17 protein-coding genes are annotated in these 15,795 nt (G+C 73.2%); 10 read left to right on the top strand and 7 right to left on the bottom strand.

Annotation, left to right across the window (positions count from 1 at the left end; genetic code table 11):
* Positions 1-48 precede the first annotated feature (48 nt).
* From ACFQ87_RS31865 to ACFQ87_RS31845, 5 genes are all read left to right on the top strand, one after another.
* Complete coding sequence (locus ACFQ87_RS31865; RefSeq protein WP_380614339.1) at positions 49-2,202, top strand: prolyl oligopeptidase family serine peptidase; 2,154 nt, start codon at positions 49-51, stop codon at positions 2,200-2,202.
* Positions 2,203-2,374: 172 nt separating this feature from the next.
* Positions 2,375-3,319: an ABC transporter ATP-binding protein gene (locus ACFQ87_RS31860; protein WP_380614338.1), complete on the top strand. Its 945-nt coding sequence runs from the start codon at positions 2,375-2,377 to the stop codon at positions 3,317-3,319.
* Positions 3,316-4,038 (top strand): ABC transporter permease, encoded by a 723-nt coding sequence (locus ACFQ87_RS31855; protein ID WP_380614337.1) that lies wholly within the window; start codon positions 3,316-3,318, stop codon positions 4,036-4,038. Before ACFQ87_RS31860 ends, ACFQ87_RS31855 begins: the two co-directional genes overlap by 4 nt.
* Before the next feature lie 8 nt (positions 4,039-4,046).
* Positions 4,047-5,312: a sensor histidine kinase gene (locus tag ACFQ87_RS31850; protein ID WP_380614336.1), complete on the top strand. Its 1,266-nt coding sequence runs from the start codon at positions 4,047-4,049 to the stop codon at positions 5,310-5,312.
* Between the two features lie 54 nt (positions 5,313-5,366).
* On the top strand, positions 5,367-5,717 hold the full coding sequence (locus ACFQ87_RS31845) for a hypothetical protein (RefSeq protein WP_380614335.1): 351 nt from the start codon (positions 5,367-5,369) through the stop codon (positions 5,715-5,717).
* Here ACFQ87_RS31845 and ACFQ87_RS31840 read toward each other — a convergent pair.
* Positions 5,668-6,567 carry a GntR family transcriptional regulator gene (locus ACFQ87_RS31840; protein WP_380614334.1) on the bottom strand — a complete coding sequence of 300 codons (900 nt, stop codon included), beginning with the start codon at positions 6,565-6,567 and terminating at the stop codon, positions 5,668-5,670. The genes ACFQ87_RS31845 and ACFQ87_RS31840 overlap by 50 nt on opposite strands.
* A gap of 179 nt (positions 6,568-6,746) precedes the next feature.
* On the opposite strand from ACFQ87_RS31840, the gene ACFQ87_RS31835 reads away from it, so the two are divergent.
* Both ACFQ87_RS31835 and ACFQ87_RS31830 read left to right on the top strand, forming a co-directional pair.
* On the top strand, positions 6,747-7,118 hold the full coding sequence (locus ACFQ87_RS31835) for a hypothetical protein (RefSeq protein ID WP_380614333.1): 372 nt from the start codon (positions 6,747-6,749) through the stop codon (positions 7,116-7,118).
* Positions 7,118-7,303, top strand: coding sequence for a hypothetical protein (locus tag ACFQ87_RS31830; protein ID WP_380614332.1), 186 nt, complete (start codon positions 7,118-7,120; stop codon positions 7,301-7,303). The genes ACFQ87_RS31835 and ACFQ87_RS31830 overlap by 1 nt, the downstream gene beginning before the upstream one ends.
* A 21-nt stretch (positions 7,304-7,324) precedes the next feature.
* Here ACFQ87_RS31830 and ACFQ87_RS31825 read toward each other — a convergent pair whose 3' ends face one another.
* Positions 7,325-7,825, bottom strand: a complete 501-nt coding sequence (locus ACFQ87_RS31825; RefSeq protein ID WP_380614331.1) for a GNAT family N-acetyltransferase — start codon at positions 7,823-7,825, stop codon at positions 7,325-7,327.
* The gene (locus ACFQ87_RS31820) at positions 7,819-8,763 is read right to left on the bottom strand and encodes a MerR family transcriptional regulator (protein ID WP_380614330.1); all 945 of its coding nucleotides are present in this window, start codon (positions 8,761-8,763) and stop codon (positions 7,819-7,821) included. The genes ACFQ87_RS31825 and ACFQ87_RS31820 overlap by 7 nt, the downstream gene beginning before the upstream one ends.
* 60 nt (positions 8,764-8,823) lie before the next feature.
* Here ACFQ87_RS31820 and ACFQ87_RS31815 point away from each other — a divergent pair, with 60 nt between their 5' ends.
* Positions 8,824-9,453 (top strand): response regulator transcription factor, encoded by a 630-nt coding sequence (locus ACFQ87_RS31815; RefSeq protein ID WP_380614329.1) that lies wholly within the window; start codon positions 8,824-8,826, stop codon positions 9,451-9,453.
* Positions 9,454-9,465: 12 nt separating this feature from the next.
* Here the strand turns inward: ACFQ87_RS31815 and ACFQ87_RS31810 are convergent, their stop codons facing one another.
* Both ACFQ87_RS31810 and ACFQ87_RS31805 read right to left on the bottom strand, forming a co-directional pair.
* Positions 9,466-10,374 (bottom strand): transglutaminase family protein, encoded by a 909-nt coding sequence (locus tag ACFQ87_RS31810; protein WP_380614328.1) that lies wholly within the window; start codon positions 10,372-10,374, stop codon positions 9,466-9,468.
* 31 nt (positions 10,375-10,405) lie between these two features.
* Positions 10,406-11,407: a GNAT family N-acetyltransferase gene (locus ACFQ87_RS31805; protein WP_380614327.1), complete on the bottom strand. Its 1,002-nt coding sequence runs from the start codon at positions 11,405-11,407 to the stop codon at positions 10,406-10,408.
* 134 nt (positions 11,408-11,541) lie between these two features.
* Here ACFQ87_RS31805 and fdxA point away from each other — a divergent pair, with 134 nt between their 5' ends.
* On the top strand, positions 11,542-11,868 hold the full coding sequence (gene fdxA, locus ACFQ87_RS31800) for a ferredoxin (RefSeq protein WP_030287402.1): 327 nt from the start codon (positions 11,542-11,544) through the stop codon (positions 11,866-11,868).
* Positions 11,869-11,888: 20 nt separating this feature from the next.
* The gene (gene dapC / locus ACFQ87_RS31795; RefSeq protein WP_380614326.1) at positions 11,889-13,052 is read left to right on the top strand and encodes a succinyldiaminopimelate transaminase; all 1,164 of its coding nucleotides are present in this window, start codon (positions 11,889-11,891) and stop codon (positions 13,050-13,052) included.
* An 80-nt stretch (positions 13,053-13,132) separates the two neighbouring features.
* On the opposite strand, the gene ACFQ87_RS31790 is transcribed toward dapC, so the two are convergent.
* A complete protein-coding gene (locus ACFQ87_RS31790) occupies positions 13,133-13,942 on the bottom strand; it encodes a hypothetical protein (RefSeq protein WP_380614325.1) in 810 nt (269 codons plus the stop codon).
* Between the two features lie 309 nt (positions 13,943-14,251).
* Entirely contained in the window at positions 14,252-15,319 is a 1,068-nt protein-coding gene (locus ACFQ87_RS31785; RefSeq protein WP_380614324.1) for a hypothetical protein, read from the bottom strand.
* Between the last annotated feature and the right edge of the window lie 476 nt (positions 15,320-15,795).

Genomic DNA, 15,795 nt, shown 5'->3' with positions numbered 1-15,795 from the left:
TCACCAGTCACCCGGCTGTGGGAGTCCGCCGTCGTAGGGTCTGGTGCCATGACCTCCCACACCCCTGCGGACACCTTCCCCCGGCAGTACGCGCGGACTCTGCGCTACACCGTCGGCGCGCCCCGCTCCTTCTCCGTCGCACCGGACGGCTCGCGGGTCGTCTTCCTCCGCTCGCGCTCCGGCAGCGACCGGGCCAACCTGCTCTGGACCCTCGACACCGCTACCGGCGAGGAGCGGATCGCCGCCGACCCGGCCGTCCTGCTCGGCGGCGGCGAGGAGGACCTCTCGCCGGCCGAGAAGGCCCGCCGCGAGCGCAGCCGCGAGGGCTCGGCCGGCGTCGTCGGCTACGCCCTGGACGCGGACGGGAAGCTCGCCGCCTTCGCCCTGTCCGGCCGGCTGTTCACCGCCGACCTGGCCACCGGCGCCACCGCCGAACTGCCCGCCCGGGGCCCGCTGCTGGACCCGCGGCTCTCCCCGGACGGCGCGCACGTCGCCTACGCCAACACCATCGGCGAGCTGCGGCTGACCCGTACCGACGGCACCGGCGACCGGGCGCTCGCGGAGCCGGACGGCCCCAACGTCACCTGGGGCCAGGCCGAGTTCATCGCCCAGGAGGAGATGGACCGCGACCGCGGCTTCTGGTGGTCCCCGGAGAGCGACCGGCTGCTGGTCGAGCGCGCCGACGACAGCCCGGTGCGCCGCTGGTGGATCGCCGACCCGGCCAACCCGGACCGCGAGCCCGCCGAGGTCGCCTACCCCGCGGCCGGCACCGCCAACGCCGAGGTCGGCCTCTGGGTGCTCGACCTGCACGGCGGGCGCACCGAGGTGTCCTGGGACCGCGAGGCCTTCCCGTACCTGGCCCGGGTGCACTGGTCGAAGGGCGGGGTGCCGCTGCTGCTGGTCGAGTCCCGCGACCAGCGCACGCAGCGGATCCTCGGCCTGGACGTGGCCACCGGCGCCACCGACGTGCTGTTCGAGGAGCGCGACGAGGCCTGGCTGGAGGCCTTCGCGGGCGTCCCGGCCTGGACCCCGGACGGCAAGCTGGTCCGGATCTCCGACGAGGGAGGGGTGCGCGCGCTGGTGGTCGGCGACCAGGCCGTCACCGGGGCCGACCTGCACGTCAGGTCCGTCGTCGCCGTCACCGAGGAGGAGGTGTTCTTCACCGCCTCCGGCGGCGCCGAGGAGACCGACCCCGAGCCCGGCTGGATCGCCGTCGGCCGGATCAGCCACGACGGCAAGCGGCTCGCCTGGGAGTCTTCCAACGGCCGTCCGTTCACCTCCGTCACCAGCGCGGTGCACGCCGGCGGCATCACCGTCCGGGCCACCGCCGAGCCCGACCTGCCGGGCACCCTGGTGCAGGTCGCCCGCGACCTGCCGGAGGGCGTGGTGGTCGACGACGTCGCCGTCATCGCCTCCCACGCCGAGACCCCGGTCATCACCGCCCGCCCGGTCTTCCGCTTCGCCGGCGAGCGCCGCATCCCGGCCGCCGTCTTCCTGCCCACCGGCTACGACCGTGAGCGCGACGGCCTGCTGCCCGTCCTGATGGACCCGTACGGCGGCCCGCACGGCCAGCGCGTCGTCCAGGCCCACAACCCGCACCTCAACTCGCAGTGGTTCGCCGACCAGGGCTTCGCGGTGGTCGTCGCCGACGGCCGCGGCACCCCCGGGCGCGGTCCGGCCTGGGAGAAGTCCATCGCCTTCGACTTCGTCGGGGCCACCCTGGACGACCAGGTGGACGCGCTCCAGGCGCTCGCCGGGGAGTTCCCGCTCGACCTCGACCGGGTCGCCATCCGCGGCTGGTCGTACGGCGGCTACCTCTCCGCGCTCGCCGTGCTGCGCCGCCCGGACGTGTTCCACGCGGCGGTCGCCGGGGCGCCGGTCACCGACTGGGAGCTGTACGACACCCACTACACCGAGCGCTACCTGGGCCACCCGGCCGAGCGGCCCGACGTGTACGAGGCGAACTCGCTGAACGGCTACGCGGCCGGGCTGGAGCGGCCGCTGATGATCATCCACGGTCTCGCGGACGACAACGTGGTGGCCGCCCACACCCTGCGGCTGTCCTCGGCGCTGCTCGCCGCCGGGCGCCCGCACACCGTGCTGCCGCTGTCCGGCGTCACGCACATGACCCCGCAGGAGGAGGTCGCGGAGAACCTGCTGCTGCTCCAGGTCGACTTCGTGAAGCGCTCCCTGGGGATCTGACCAGCCCCTTCGGCGGCCGGTACTCCTGTGACGGGGGTACCGGCCGCCGGCATGACATCCGTCATGCGGAAGCCACGACGGCCGGCACTGCCGCCGGCACCCGCCCGCGCGGGACTCTGAGGTGGTGCGAACAGCACCGGACGCATCACCGACAGGGGAGAGGAACGGAGCGATGGTTGCCGAAGTGGCCGCCTTCCGCGGCGTGGGGAAGAACTACGGGCGGGTGCGCGCGGTGGACGGGCTGGACCTCGTGCTGAGGCCGGGCGAGACCGTCGCCCTGCTCGGCCCGAACGGCGCCGGCAAGTCCACCAGCCTGGACCTGCTCCTCGGCCTGCGCGAGCCCGACCAGGGCAGCGTCACCCTGTTCGGCGGCACGCCGCGCTCCGCCATCGAGGCCGGCCGGGTCGGCGCGATGCTGCAGAGCGGCGGGCTGATGGCCGACGTCAAGGTCCGCGAGCTGGTCCAGCTCGCCTGCGACGTGCACCCGCGCGGTCGGTCGGTCACGGGGGTGCTGACCGACGCCGGGATCACCGAGCTGGCGGAGCGGCGGGTCGACAAGCTGTCCGGTGGCCAGGAGCAGCGGGTGCGCTTCGCCCTGGCCATCGCCGGCGACAACGACCTGATCGTGCTGGACGAGCCCACCACCGGTATGGACGTCAGCGTCCGGCAGGCGTTCTGGGCGAGTATGCGGGCCGAGGTCGACGCCGGGCGCACGGTGCTGTTCGCCACCCACTACCTGGAGGAGGCCGACTCGATCGCCGACCGGGTGCTCGTGCTGCACCGGGGCCGGCTGATCGCGGACGGCAGCTCCGCGGAGATCAAGGCGCGGGCCGGAGCCCGCCGGGTCTCCTTCGAACTCCACGACGCGGATGGGCAGTTCTTCGACGAGGGGGTGCTGCGCACACTGCCCGGCGTGCAGTCGCTGGACGTCACCGCCCGGGCCCCGGGGGTGCGGACGGTCCGGATCCGGACGGCGGACGCCGACGCGAGCGTCGCCGCGCTCTACCGCTCCGGGCTGTACCCGCGCGGGCTGGAGGTCGCCGGGCTGGGCCTGGAGCAGGCCTTCCTGACCATCACCGGCGAACTGGACGAGGCCGCGAAGGAGAACGTGCGATGACCACCCTGATCAAGCTGGAGATCCTGCGGACCCTGCGCAACCGGCGCTACCTGATGTTCAGCGTCGCCTACCCGGCGCTGATGTACTTCTTCTTCATCCACGCCTACGGCACCGACAAGCTGGCCGGCGGCCTGCCCGTGAAGACGTACTTCATGGTCTCGATGGCCACCTTCGGCTCGGTCGGCGCGGTGCTGACCGGCAGCGCGCAGCGGATCTCGCTGGAGCGCAAGAGCGGCTGGGTGCGCCAGCTGCGGCTGACCGCGCTGCCCGGCCGGGCGTACACCCTGGCCAAGATCGCCGCGAGCTCGGTGACCACGCTGCCGGCGATCCTGGTGGTCTTCGCGGTCGGCGCCAGCCAGGGCGTCTCGCTGAGCGCGGCGCAGTGGCTCGGGCTGACGGCCGCGCTGTGGCTGGGCAGCTTCGTCTTCGCCGCGCTCGGGGTCGCGCTCGGCTACGCGGCGGCGCCGGACTCGGTGCAGACCATCGTGATGATCACCTACATGGTGATGTCGTTGTTCGGTGGCACCTGGTTCCCGCTGACGGGCACCCTGGAGACGTACGCCCGGATCAACCCGGTGCACCTGTACAACCAGCTGGCCACCTTCACCCAGCCGGGGCACTCCCTGGACCTGGCCGCGGTGGCCGGGCTGGCCGGCTTCCTCGCGGTCTTCGTGGCCGCGGCGGCGGCCCTGTACCGCCGCGACACCCGCCAGGCATGATGATCGACATGAGTGACACGCGCCGGACCCGCCGCACCGACGACCACATGCAGGTGGGCCTGGCGCGTGCGTCGTTCATGAACGTCCCCGGCTCCCCGGTGGAGACCCGGCGGCAGCTGCTGGTCAAGGTCGCCTGGATGCTGCTGTGGATGCTCTACCTGGCCTACCCGGCGGGCAACCTGCTGAACGGGGACCACAGCGCGGCCGGCCAGGTGTTCGGCTGGTGCTGCCTGGCGGGGTTCGTGGCCGCCTACGTCCTGCTGGTGATCTTCCGCTCGCAGGCGGGGATGAAGCCACGGCTCTGCCGGGTGATCGTCGCGACCATGACCGTGCTCGCGGTCGCCGCCTCCTTCGTCCTCGGCGGCGCGTTCCTGACCCTGTTCATCTACGCGGCCGTGTGCCTGGCGATCATCGCGCCGGCGCGCTACGCGCTGCGCGGGCTCGCGGGCATGGCCGCGCTCACCGCCGTGACCGGCCTGCTGATCCACGCCGGGAACGACAACACCTCCACCTTCGCCCTCAGCGCCTTCCTCTCCGGCGTCGCGATGACCGGCCTGCAGCGGCTGGTCGCCACCATGCAGGAACTGCGCGAGGCCCGCGCGGCCGTCGCCCACCTGGCCGCCTCCGAGGAGCGGCTGCGGCTCGCCCGCGACCTGCACGACCTGCTCGGGCACTCGCTCTCGCTGATCACCCTGAAGAGCGAGCTGGCCGGACGGTTCATGGACGCCGGCAAGGACGAGGCGGCGCGGGCGCAGGTCGCCGACATCGAGCAGGTCGCCCGGCAGTCGCTGATCGACGTGCGCGAGGCGGTGACCGGCTTCCGCCGCCCGACCCTGCCGGTCGAGCTCGCCGCCGCCCGGACCGCCCTGTCCGCCGCGCAGGTCCGGCTGGAGGCCGCGCCGGAGCTGGTGGACGCCTGGCCGTCGCTGGCCAACGAGGAGGCGGGCGCGCTGGCCTGGGCGCTGCGCGAGGCCGTCACCAACATCGTCCGGCACGGCGAGGGCGCCACCGTGTGCACGGTGGCGGCGGACGAGAGCTGGGAGGCGAGCGGCGAGCGCTACGCCGTCCTGGAGATCGCCGACGACGGGCGCGGGCCGGGCAAGTCCCAGCCGGGCAACGGACTCTCGGGATTGGAGGAGCGCCTCGCACTGGTCGGCGGGCGGCTGGAGACCGGGCCGGGGGAGCGCGGCAAAGGCTTCCGGTTGCGGGCCTCGGTGCCGCTGCGGACGACGGCCGCGCCCTCCGAGCCTTCCGAGCCCTCCAAGGTCCGCTAGCCGGAAGGCGCTCCTGCGGGAACCCGGCCGGGTGGACCGATCGTCCTGTCGGGCATGTCCACCGTTCTCATCCTCGGCTTCGACCCGCACGCCGTCCCCGGCATGGACGGCGACGGCATGCGGGCCGTCCTCGACGCCGAACTCGCCCGCTTCGCCGAGCACGGCCTCGACGCGGCGATGACCCTGGTCGCCCCCGACGGGACCGCCGAGCCCGCGATCACCGCCGCCCTCGCCGACCGGGACTGGGACGTCGTCGTCATCGGCGGCGGCATCCGCAAGCCCGAACCGGCGCTGCCCTTCTTCGAACTCGTCGTCAACCTCGTCCGCCGTCACGCCCCACAGGCCGCCGTCGCCTTCAACACCAGCGGCGCCGACAGCGTCGAGGCCGCCCAGCGCTGGCTGTAACCCGTGGTAGGGCGTGGTTTCGACGCACTCGGTCCCGCTGGTACGAGTAACCGCCCGGTGCGGTGTGGGGAGGCGGGCGGGGCGACCTCCCCCCCCCAAAAAACCCAAGGGTGTGGTTATCGCAAACGGGGGAGACGGTTGGGAAGAAGGGCCCGGTGTACTCGATGATCCCCTGGTCGTCCGACCAGCGATGCACGAGGGCCAGGATCGGGGTGCCGGGCGCCAGCGCGAGGGCGGAGGCCTCGCGTGGGGTGGCCTCGCGGGCGTGCATGTCGTCGCGCCCGGCAGTGATCTTGCGGCCGGTCGCTTCGAGCACGCGGGCGGTCATGCCGTCGTTGCGGGCGGGGTTGGTGTTGAGGAGGTCCGGGCACAGGGCCGCGAAGTGGGCGGGGTACCAGGAGACGGCGAACATCGTCCGGGCCTTGCCCCGGCCGACGATGTACTCGCGTCGGATGATCTGCGCGCCGCTGTCGAGGTCGAAGAGGTCGGCCACGTACAGCGGCGGAACGACCAACTCGGCGGCCGTGACCCGGCTGGTCTCGCCGTCCATCAGCGACGACTTCCGGCGGCTGACCCGGGCCAGCCGCTCCTGGCTACTGGCGGTGACCCGGGGATCGTCCGCCACGAAAGTTCCGCGAGGACTGGTACGCACGTAGCCCTCCACCTGGAGGTGCTGCAGCGCACGGGAGACGGTCGCGACGGCTACGCCCCACCGCCCGCAGATCTCCTTGTTGCTGGGCAGCTTTGTGCCCGGTTCCAGCTCGCCGGACAGTATCCGCTGCCGGTAGTGGTCGGCGATGACGGTGTAGGTCTTCGGGGCTCCAGCAGACAAGTCGCTCTCACGCTCCAAGTTCTGACGGACAGTAAGAGCAGACTAGTTCACTCGGAACCGTAGCGGGTGAACTACGTCACTATTCATTCTGGACTAGTTCACTGACACTCCGTTGAGAGGGGTTTGCTGTGCGTGTCCGTTCGGGTAGGGGATCGAGGCTGGTTCGGGAGACCGAGGAGATCCGGCGGGAGGCGGCGATGGTGTTCGACGACCTCCAGGCGGTGTTGGCGGCGGTGCGGGTGAAGCTGCCGTCGATGCGGGTTGATTGGGCGTCAGTGAGGACCACGGGGGTGGTGGTCATCGAGTTGGGCGGAGCAGCTCCTCGCGAGATCGCCAAGCTGGTCGAGGTGCTGCGGGAGGGCGCCCGGGTCGTGAGCGCGAGTGACGGCTGGGTTCCCGGTGTCGGCGAGACGGTGGCCATCGTGCCTCCGGACTGGGAGATCAGCACGCCGTGGGCGCCCCGGATTCCTGCCGAAGTCGTAGAGGTGATCGACAACCTGGTGACGCTCACCGTCGATGGCAACCTTCGGCTCCGGCGCCTCCACCAGGTCGAGCCCTGGACCGCTTGATGAGCACTCCCGAGATGTACACCCCCAGGCCTGGCGACCTGGTTCACGATCGTCGCACCAATCGCATCGGCTTCGTCATGGATGTCGTCGGCAGGCGGCTCTACCTTCGCCCGCCAGGCGGCGGCATCGAGTGGACCGTCGATCCTCGCCACGTCGTTCCGGCGGAATCGGCGGAATCGGAGTAGGAAGTCGGCCGGGCCGACTTCCTACTCCGTGGGGCGGAGGGCAGCCAGGCTGCGGCGGTAGGAGAGAGCGGGGAGGTCACCGAGGAGAGTCTCCCCGGTGACCGCGAAGCCGTTGTGGGTGAGGACGGCTTGGGAGGCAGGGTTGTCGAGGGTGGTGGCGGCGGTCAGGGTGTGCAGGCCGTACGCAGTGGCGGCGAGGCGGCAGGCCTCGGCGACGGCGGCCTTGGCGAGGCCTCGGCCGGCGGCGGATTCGGCGATGCGGTAGCCGAGTTCGGCGGTGCCATCCGCGATGTCGACCAGGTTGATGCGGCCGACGAGGGAGCCGCTCGGATCGAGGATGACGTGGAACCGGCAGGTGCCCTCGGCCTGTTCGGCGAGGAGGGCGGCGTGGCGGGCCGGGAACTCGGCGAAGTAGGTGTCGCCTCGGTCGGGGACGGTGCGGGCGAACCAGACGCGGTTGGCGCGTTCGAAGGCGAGGACGGCTTCGGCGTGGTCGGGGCGGAGGAGTTCCAGGGTCAGCATCCTGCCAGTCTGGTGCGCAGGGCCTCGGTGAACCACTCGAATACCTCGCGCAGGCTCTCCTGGACCGGCCAGCCGTTGATGACCGCCAGCAGCTGCCAGTAGCGCTCGGCGCGCGGGTCGTTGGCGGTCTCCAGACGGGTGAGCAGCCAGCGCCGCAGCTCGACGTCGTCAGGGCGCTCGAAGGCCTCGGCGAAGGCGGCGGTGAGGGAGTCGAGGGCGCGGTCCGCGCAGGGGGAGGAGGGTGCGATGCCCTCAGCGACAGCCCCGCCGACCACCGACCGCACGGTCTCGGTCAGCGCCACGTGCAGCCCGCCCCGGTCGCCGTCCGCCCGCTCGGCGGCCTGGTGCTCGGCCATCCGTCGCACCGCCGCCCGGAAGTCTGGGTCCTGGACGAGTTCGCCCAGCTCGACCCAGGCCTCGACCTGCTCCGGCCTTGGCTCGTCCGGAAGTTCGGGCATGGTCGAGCGCAGCACGGCGACGAACTCGGGGTTGGCGTCCAGGCCGCCGAAGGTCTCGTCGATGAAGTCGTGGACCAGTCGTCGGCGTTCGGCGTCGGAAAGCTTGGCGAGCTTGTGCATGAGTCTCATCTCCTCGGGGCTGGAAGAACGTTGGGCGACCGCGAGCAGCACCGCCCGGCGAAGCCGCAGGGTGCGGATCTGCACCTCGAGCGCCTCCGCGTGCGCGGCGGCGACCTCGTGCAGCGGGGCCTCGCGTTCCAGCACCCGGCGGATCGCGGGCAGGTCCAGCCCGAGTTCGCGCAGCGTGCGGACGAGGTCCAGCCGGGCCAACGCCCGGACGTCGTAGCGCCGGTAACCGGCCGGGGTGCGGTCGGCGGGCGGCACGAGGCCGGTGTCGGCGTAGAACCGGATCGTCTTGACGGTGAGTCCGGTGCGCCGGGCGAGGTCGCCGATCGAGTAGAGCGGGTCGTTGCCGTCCATGCGGTCCACCTTGGCGTCTCCCCCTACAGGAGACTCAAGCCTCCCTCTATGGTCTTGACCATGGGTAACACAGAGAACAGCCCCTCGATCCGCGTGCTGCTCGCCGAGGACCAGGGCATGGTCCGCGAGGCGCTGGCGGCGCTGCTCGGGCTGGAGGGGGACATCGACGTCGTCGCGCAGGTGGGCCGCGGGGACGAGGTGGTGGAGGCGGTGCTGGCGAACGACGTGCAGGTCGCCGTGCTGGACATCGAGATGCCGGGCATGACGGGCATCGAGGCGGCCGCCGAGCTGCACCGCAAGGCGCCGCGGACGAAGGTGGTGATCGCGACGACATTCGGCCGCCCCGGTTATCTGCGCCGCGCGATGGAGTACGGCGCGGACGCCTTCCTGGTGAAGGACGCGCCCGCCTCCGAGCTCGCCGAGGCGATCCGCCGGGTGCTGCGCGGTGAGCGGGTGATCGACCCGGCGCTGGCGGCGGCCGCGCTGGCGGAGGGCGCCAACCCGCTGACCGCGCGCGAGCGGGACGTGCTGGGGGCGGCCGCCGACGGCGCGGTGAACGCGGACATCGCCAAGCGGCTGCACCTGTCGGAGGGGACGGTCCGCAACTACCTGTCGATGGCGATCCAGAAGACCGAGGCCCGCAACCGCACCGAGGCGGTCCGGATCGCCCGGGAGAAGGGCTGGCTGTAACCCCGCGGACGATCAGTTGAGCCGGTGCCGGGCCGCCCGGGCCTCCTGGCGGACCTTGGCGGCGCCGTCCGGGTCGAAGGCGTCCAGGATCTGCGCGTAGGCGTCCATCTCCGCCGAACCGCCGAGGAAGTCCCCCATCCGCACCAGGAGTTCGGCCCGTTCCAGCCGGAGCTGAGCCGGGTGCCGGGGGAGCAGCAGGGCGAGCTCGGTGGCCCACAGCTGGGTGCGGGCGTGCTCGGGCCGGTCGGCGGCCCAGACCCGGATGTTGCCGAGCACCCGCAGCACGATGTCCAGCGGCTGGGCGGGGGTGAGCAGGTCGGGGGTGAACTCGTGCCCGGCGGCGGCGACCAGCTGCTCGACGTCGGCCGGGTCGAGCAGCCGACCGCCGTGGAAGGGGTCGGCGAGCACGTACTCCTCGCCGCCGGCCGGGCCGCCGACCGCGACGATGAAGTGGCCGGGCAGCCCGATGCCGTGGACGGCGAGTCCGGCCCGTTGTCCGACCGCAGTCCACACCAGCGAGAGCATGATCGGCAGTCCGCGCCGGCGCCGCAGCACGTCCGGCAGCAGCGAGGACTCCAACCGCCGGTAGTCGGACATCCGCCCGTGGAACCGCTCCCGCCCGCCGAGGACGGCGGCGAGCAGGGCGGCGGTCTCCTCCGGCCCGGAGGGCGAGCGCTCGGCGACGGCGAGCCGTACGGCGGCCGCGTGCCGGTCCAGCGCGGCCTCGCAGGCGGCGAGCAGGGCGTCGACGCCGGGCGGCTCGCCGACGTCGCCCGGGTCGAGGACCGGGCCGTGCTCGGCGGCGGCGAGCAGGCAGAGCAGCACCGGGTCGGGCTGCTCGGCGCGGGCGGCGGTCCGGAAGCGGTCTCTGCTCTGCTCGGTCACGGTGACGACGACGGCCTTCGTGCGACGGACGGACAAGCGGACAAACGAGGATGTAACGGTCGGGTGGCTACCCCTGGGGCAGAGGTGCGTAGTGGTAAGTGTGACTGGTCGTGAAGCCGAGTCCGTCATAGAGCGCGATCGCACCGTCGTTCCCGGCCTCGACCTGCAGGTACGCGCCGCTCGCCCCCTCCTCGGCCGCCCGGGCGGCGAGCACCGCCATGACCGCCGTCGCCAGCCCGGCCCGCCGGGCGTACGGCTGGACCTCGATCGCGCCGAAGCAGGCCCAGGGCCCGTCGATGACGCAGCGTCCGATCGCCAGCGGCGGCTGCCCGGGGGCGCCCGGCGCGGTGGCGAACCAGACCGACGGGCCGCCGTGCAGCACCCGTCGGGCCGCCTCCCGCACCGCCGGGTCCTCGCTCAGCCGCCCGTACAGCGACATCCAGTCCGCGTCCGCGGTCCGCGAGAGCCGGACCCGGTCGTGCCCGGCGCCGGCCCGGGCCACCCCGGCCAGCGGGGCCGTGCGCGCCAGGGTCGGCGAGCGCGGCGGGCCCAGCAGCGCCCGCAGTTCGTCCGCCGTCCCGGGGGTGACCACCTCGACCAGCGCGGGCAGGCCGCGTGCCGCGTACCAGTCCCGGACGGCGGCCAGCGCGTCCGGCAGCGGCAGCCCCGGCTCGCCGAGCGCCTGGACGGAGTTGGCCCGCCGGGTGAACCCGGACGCGGCCCGCAGGGTCCACTCGCCGAGCGCCTCCTGCTCGACCCCGGGCCACCCGCGCCCGGCGATCCGCTGCAGCTCGACGGGCGTGGCGGCCGGCTGCGGCACGCGCCGGACCGGGAACAGCGGGACGGCCTTGCCCGCGACCAGCAGTTTCTCCGGGAAGGAGACCGGCTCGCCCGAGCGCGGTGCTACGGTGAGGCCATGATCGTCCCACGATGTGAGCACCCCGATCACATCGCGGAACACCGGACGGTCGTCCACGAACTCGGACACCCGTCGCACGGACACGCGTCGTCCCACGTCAGAGCGATCTATCCGGACTTCCGGACGGCTGTCCAGCGGGTCCCGAGTCATGATCCGGCCACCTCCTGTGCATTTGCGGTCTCCGACCCGCGATACTAGGGGCGGGCATCGACGACGCCGCGCTCACCGCGCACGCGAGCAGAACAGAACGGGCCGCCAGGGCCCTTCCGAGGAGGAACGACAGCGTGACCTACGTCATCGCGCAGCCTTGTGTCGACGTGAAGGACAAGGCGTGCATCGAAGAGTGCCCGGTTGACTGCATCTACGAGGGCCAGCGTTCCCTCTACATCCACCCGGATGAGTGTGTCGACTGTGGCGCTTGCGAGCCGGTCTGCCCGGTCGAGGCGATCTTCTACGAGGACGACACTCCGGAGGAGTGGAAGGACTACTACAAGGCGAACGTCGAGTTCTTCGACGACCTGGGCTCGCCCGGTGGCGCCTCGAAGCTCGGCCTGATCGAGCGGGACCACCCGTTCATCGCCGCTCTGCCGCCGCAGAACGCCGACCACTGACGATCGGTGGCTACTGAGCTGTGAGCACGAACAGCACGCGCGCGCCGTTCCCGGGCCACCCGGGGGCGGCGCGCCGCGTTTCCGACCGGCTGCCCGTCTTCCCCTGGGACAAGCTGGAGCCCTACAAGGCCACCGCCCTCGCCCACCCGGGCGGCCTCTGCGACTTCTCCGTCGGCACCCCCGTCGACCCGGTCCCCGAGGTGATCCAGAAGGCGCTGGCCGCCCACACCGACACGCCCGGCTACCCGACCGTCTGGGGCCCGCTGGAGCTGCGCGAGGCGATCGCCGGCTGGCTGCACCGCCGCTGCGGCGCCGAGATCGGCCCGCAGGCCGTGCTGCCGACCGTCGGCTCCAAGGAGCTGGTGGCCTGGCTGCCGACCCAGCTCGGCCTCGGCCCGGGCGACCAGGTCGCCTACCCGCGGCTGGCCTACCCGACCTACGAGGTCGGCGCCCGGCTGTGCGGCGCCGAGCCGGTCGAGTACGACTCGGTGGAGGAGCTGGACGGCTCCCGGGTGCGCCTGCTCTGGGTGAACTCGCCGTCCAACCCGACCGGCCGGGTGCTCGGCGGGGACGAGCTGCGCCGCGCCGTCGAGTGGGCCCGGGAGCACCGGGCGCTGCTGGTCAGCGACGAGTGCTACCTGGAGCTGGGCTGGGAGGCAGACCCGGTCTCCGTCCTGCACCCGGACGTCTGCGGCGGCCCTGCCGACGGAACGCAGCACGAGGGTCTGCTGGCCGTCCACTCGCTCTCCAAGCGCTCCAACCTGGCCGGCTACCGCGCCTCCTTCGTGGCGGGCGACCCGGTGGTGGTCAAGGAGCTGCTGGAGGTGCGCAAGCACGGCGGCATGATCGTGCCGGCGCCGGTCCAGGCGGCGACGATCGCGGCGCTGGCGGACGACGCCCACGTGGCCGAGCAGCGGGAGCGGTACGCGGCCCGGCGCTCGGCGCTGCGGGCGGCGCTGGAGGCGTACGGCTTCCGCGTCGAGCACTCCGAGGCGAGCCTCTACCTGTGGGCGACCCAGGACCGGCCGTGCTGGGAGACCGTGGCCGAACTGGCGGCTCTGGGCATCCTGGTGGCGCCCGGCGACTTCTACGGCCCAGCCGGCGAGCGCTTCGTCCGGGTCGCCTTCACCGCGACCGACGAGCGGGTCGCCGCGGCCGTCGAGCGGTTGAACGCGGCGCGCTGACGACACGTCGAAGGGGCCGGTGTTCCGAGCGGGAACACCGGCCCCTTCGGCCTGTGCGGACTACCGGGGGCTACCGCGGACTACAGCGGCAGGCCGCTGATGCTGCCGCCGTTGGCACCGCCCAGCAGGCCGCTGACCGGGCCGAGCGCGCCGGTCAGGCCGGAGAGCGGGTTGTTCGGGCCGAGGTCGGCGCCGCCGAGGCGGTTGGCCGAGCCGTGCTCCGCGAGGCCCAGGACGTCGGTGCCGGGCAGGCCGCCGGGCAGGGCGTGCTCGACCGTGCCGACCGGCAGCGCGCGCTCCACCGAGCTGAGCGGCAGCGCGTCGGTGACGGCGTTGGTGCCGGGGACGGCGCCGGAGAGCTTGTCGGCGCCGGGCAGGGCCTGGGCGACGGCGCCCGCCTGGGCGAGCCCGCCGACCGGGCTGGCGCCGGCGTTGGCGCTGCGGGTGCCCATGCCCATGCCCTTGCCGGTGACGGCCTCGCCGAGCTTGCCGGCCAGCGTCGAGGCGACCTTCGGGGTGGCGGCGGAGAGCTGGCCGGTGGTGGCGGCGGTCTGGTCGACCGGGGCGGTCAGCGAGCCGGCCTTCTCGTTCGCCTCGGGGAGCTGGTGGGCGACGATGTTGCCGGCGGCGTCGGCGGAGGCCGGCACGCCCGCGGCGACGGTGGCCGCGCCGGTGGTGCCGGCCGCCTGGCCGAGCTGGTGGGTGGTGTGCTGCAGGGTGGAACCGGTGTCGGTGTTGGTCAGCTGGCCCAGCGGCGCCGCGAGGTCGCTCTTGGGAAGCAGGGCGTCCCCGCCCAGGGCGGACGCGGAGCCGGCCGCGACCAGCGGGGTCGCTCCGGCGGCCACGACGAGCGCGGCCTGGGCGATCCGGCGCGTGAGGGGGTGAGACATGGGGCTCCTCGAAGGGGTCTGGGTCCGTCCCGTCCGCCGGGTGGACGACCGGGCCTGGACGGGACCGGGCGGACGAGGTTGTTACCGCTTGAGAAGCCAGAAGGTTTCGGCCGGGGCAAGGAAAGTTCCCAACCGACCATCGGATCGTATGACCACAGCGGCGGGGTCCACCGGACCCCGCCGCACCCCGTCGGATCGGCCCCGGCCAAGGGGAGTGACGGTTCTCCACCCGGGTTCGCCGGAACGGGCGGTCGGTCCACCGGAGTTGACCGGAATCACCCGTCCGGCGGCAACCCGTACGTCTGTACGTCAGCTCTTGTCGTACGGGGCCAGGGTGACCTGAACGAGCTTGGTCGACGTCCCCGAGGTCTGGGTCTGCCAGCCGTCCTCGGACTTGCTCTTGCGCCAGATCTTCCCGTCGTAGGCGACCGTCGCGATGCCCAGCTGCTGGGCCTGCGCGACCGCCCAGTGGGCCACCTCCCAGCCGCTGGTCCGCTCCGCGTTCGCCCCGGCGTCGCCGCCGGCGTCCGCCGAGGAGGTCAGCGCCGCGGTGGCCGGGTCCGGGGTCAGCGAGACCGCGTTCTCGGCGCCCTTGATCGTCGAGGTGTAGCCGGTGGCCGGTGTGACGGTGCGGCCGAACTCCCGGCGCACCCGGTCGGACAGCACCTGGGCGCGGTCCGGCTGCGCGACCGGGGTGGCCGAGGCGCCCGCGGTCGGCGACGGCGAGTCGGCCGGGTCCGGCTTGGCGTAGTCGTGCACCACGCAGGTGAAGGAGGCCGGCTCGCGCCCGGCCAGCGCCGAGGTCAGCAGGGTCGCCTTGGTCTCGTGCTTGGCGTACGCCTGCGGGTAGCCGCTCTTCTGCACCGCCTGCGCCGCGTCGGTCAGCGGCATCCGGGTGTAGCCGGGCACCTTGGCCAGGCCGTCCAGGAACTTGTTGGTCGCGTACACCGGGTCCGCGATCTGCGCCGGGGTGCCCCAGCCCATCGACGGCCGCTGCTGGAACAGGCCGATCGAGTCCCGGTCACCGCCCGCGAGGTTGCGCAGCTTGGACTCCTGCATGGCGGTCGCCAGCGAGATCGCCGTCGCCCGGTCCGGCAGCCCGCGCGACCGCGCCACCGCGGCGATCGTCGCCGCGTTGGCGGCCTGCGGCAGCTCCAGCGTGCCGCTGCCGGCCGCGGTCTTCACCGAGCACTCCTCGGAGACGCCCGGCCGGAACCCGAACCACCAGATCCCGACCACCGCCAGGCCCGCGACCAACGCCAGGCCGAGCAGCCCGACCAGCACGAGCAGCAGCGCGCGCACCGGACCGCGGCGGCGGGGCGCCACTTCGTCGCCCAGCTCCTCGCCCAGCTCCTTGCTGCGCCTTCTCCTGGCCACCCTCGCCCCTCTCGCGCCCGCCATCTTGATCCGACACCGTACCCACTCGGACGGATGTGCGGCGCATTCCGGTTGCTGTAACTCGCCCGCTCGCCTCCGGGGCGCTCGGGCCCGGTGCCGACGGTCGGCGCTCCGATGCCCTCGTTCCTCGGGCCTCCTCGCTTCTCCCTTTCGGCGCCGGCGCGCCCCTTCGGCTCGGGGCGGGGACTCGCCCGCTCGCCTCCGGGGCGCTCGGGCCCGGTGCCGACGGTCGGTGCTCCGATGCCCTCGTTCCTCGGGCCTCCTCGCTTCTCCCTTTCGGCGCCGGCGCGCCCCTTCGGCTCGGGGCGGGGACTCGCCCGCTCGCCTCCGGGGGGCTCGGGCCCGGTGCCGACGGTCGGCGCTCCGATGCCCTCGTTCCTCGGGCCTCCTCGCTTCTCCCTTTCGGCGCCGGCGCGCCCCTTCGGCTCGGGGCGGGGACTCGCCCGCTCGCCTCC

This window comes from Kitasatospora sp. NPDC056531, from assembly GCF_042794375.1.
In the GTDB taxonomy this organism is placed as follows: domain Bacteria; phylum Actinomycetota; class Actinomycetes; order Streptomycetales; family Streptomycetaceae; genus Kitasatospora.
Note: the sequence above shows the minus strand (reverse complement) of the source record. Positions and strands in the feature narration are given on the sequence as shown.

Excerpts from the sequence above, each read along its gene's own strand:
- ACFQ87_RS31865 (WP_380614339.1), top strand. The coding sequence starts at position 49 with ATGACCTCCCACACCCCTGCGGACACCTTCCCCCGGCAGTACGCGCGG.
- ACFQ87_RS31860 (WP_380614338.1), top strand. The coding sequence starts at position 2,375 with ATGGTTGCCGAAGTGGCCGCCTTCCGCGGCGTGGGGAAGAACTACGGG.
- ACFQ87_RS31855 (WP_380614337.1), top strand. The coding sequence starts at position 3,316 with ATGACCACCCTGATCAAGCTGGAGATCCTGCGGACCCTGCGCAACCGG.
- ACFQ87_RS31850 (WP_380614336.1), top strand. The coding sequence starts at position 4,047 with ATGAGTGACACGCGCCGGACCCGCCGCACCGACGACCACATGCAGGTG.
- ACFQ87_RS31845 (WP_380614335.1), top strand. The coding sequence starts at position 5,367 with ATGTCCACCGTTCTCATCCTCGGCTTCGACCCGCACGCCGTCCCCGGC.
- ACFQ87_RS31835 (WP_380614333.1), top strand. The coding sequence starts at position 6,747 with ATGGTGTTCGACGACCTCCAGGCGGTGTTGGCGGCGGTGCGGGTGAAG.
- ACFQ87_RS31830 (WP_380614332.1), top strand. The coding sequence starts at position 7,118 with ATGAGCACTCCCGAGATGTACACCCCCAGGCCTGGCGACCTGGTTCAC.
- ACFQ87_RS31825 (WP_380614331.1), bottom strand. The coding sequence starts at position 7,825 with ATGCTGACCCTGGAACTCCTCCGCCCCGACCACGCCGAAGCCGTCCTC.
- ACFQ87_RS31820 (WP_380614330.1), bottom strand. The coding sequence starts at position 8,763 with ATGGACGGCAACGACCCGCTCTACTCGATCGGCGACCTCGCCCGGCGC.
- ACFQ87_RS31815 (WP_380614329.1), top strand. The coding sequence starts at position 8,824 with ATGGGTAACACAGAGAACAGCCCCTCGATCCGCGTGCTGCTCGCCGAG.
- ACFQ87_RS31805 (WP_380614327.1), bottom strand. The coding sequence starts at position 11,407 with ATGACTCGGGACCCGCTGGACAGCCGTCCGGAAGTCCGGATAGATCGC.
- ACFQ87_RS31790 (WP_380614325.1), bottom strand. The coding sequence starts at position 13,942 with ATGTCTCACCCCCTCACGCGCCGGATCGCCCAGGCCGCGCTCGTCGTG.